The sequence below is a fragment of the Moorena sp. SIO3E8 genome, from assembly GCF_010692445.1.
Taxonomy (GTDB): domain Bacteria; phylum Cyanobacteriota; class Cyanobacteriia; order Cyanobacteriales; family Coleofasciculaceae; genus Moorena; species Moorena bouillonii.
The window spans coordinates 1-1,247 of sequence record NZ_JAAHHM010000368.1 but is presented as its reverse complement, the minus strand read 5'-3'; the positions used below and the strand labels follow the sequence as shown (position 1 = coordinate 1,247).

Below are 1,247 nucleotides of genomic sequence, written 5' to 3'. Positions count from 1 at the left end.
TGGCGTGGCACAGCTAATTTGGTGCATTAGATTCTAGGTCTTCATCAAGTTCAAATACAGGATATAGGTGTTTAAGTTTGACTCGTGCATCTTCGGTAGTAAATCGCCAAACGACCTTGGCTGAACTACTGTTGCGCTCTTGTTGCCATGCATCAAGTTCATTCTTTAGTTCCTCAACCGTGGCAATCCGACGGTCAAGACATTGCTGAGACAGTACTGATAGCTCAGTTTCCGCTACATTAAGCCAACTACCATTGCGTGGCGTGTGAATCATCTCCAGTCGCCGTGCCAAACTGTGGGCTTCAGAGGCGGGAAAAGTCTTGTAAAAAGAGGAGATGTTATGGATATTGAGGTTGTCGCACAGCAAGCGCACTTTGGGAGCATCAGGATAGTCAATATCGAGTAATTGCTTGACTTCCATAGCCCAGTCGGAGCTGGTGCGGTTGTCGCGACAACTGACTCGTCGCCAACCTCGGCTGGGGTCAAAAAACATAAATAGGGCTTGGACTCCTTCACGGGTGTAGTGATAGTCTTCTTTGGCATTTACTCCTGGCTGCATCGGAATCGGTTCGTACAAGTGACCATGTAACTCCTTGCTGGCTTCATCCATGCAGATTAAGGGGATTTCTGGATTTTCAGGACAGGTATAGTGGTCTAGAACTACTTCCATTTCGGCTACAAATCTTGGCAAATCTCGTTCTGGAATACAGAATCTCTGAGTTTTCCAGGGACGCAATTTGTTTTTTTTAGGGTTCGTCTCACTGTTTCCCTAGAAATTTCCGTGACGATTGTGCGTCGCTTGAGTTCTGTAGTTAAGAGTCTCAAACTCCAATTCCCTCTCCCTTGGGGTGGCTCACTGCAACAAAGGGCAATAATTTGAGCTTCTGTTTCTCCATCGACAATCGGCTCTACTGGTGGTAACCTTGCTGAGTTTTCTCTCTAACGCTGGCACTACTCCTTTTTCTAAGAATTTTTTTCGCACTCGACCCACTGTATTGCGATGGAGATTGAGTGCTAATGCAATTTCGTTATCTGTCCATTTCCGCTTTGCTTCCCCTCCTTCGTCTGACATCAACAGTATTTGAGCATGAAGTATTTTTTTGGCTGGGGCGTATCCATTGTTGCTTATGACTTCCAGCCTTTTTCTCTGTTCTCGACTCAGAATCACCTTGTCTCGTTTTCCTCTTCCCATACTTTCCGCCTCAGTTATCTTATTTCTATTGCACTATTTTAGCTGTGCCACGCCA

General features: G+C 45.7%; 1 pseudogene. It reads right to left on the bottom strand.

Going from position 1 to position 1,247, the window contains the following annotated elements:
- Positions 1-13: 13 nt before the first annotated feature.
- Positions 14-1,192: pseudogene (locus tag F6K46_RS39855) on the bottom strand (IS630 family transposase).
- Positions 1,193-1,247: the final 55 nt, after the last annotated feature.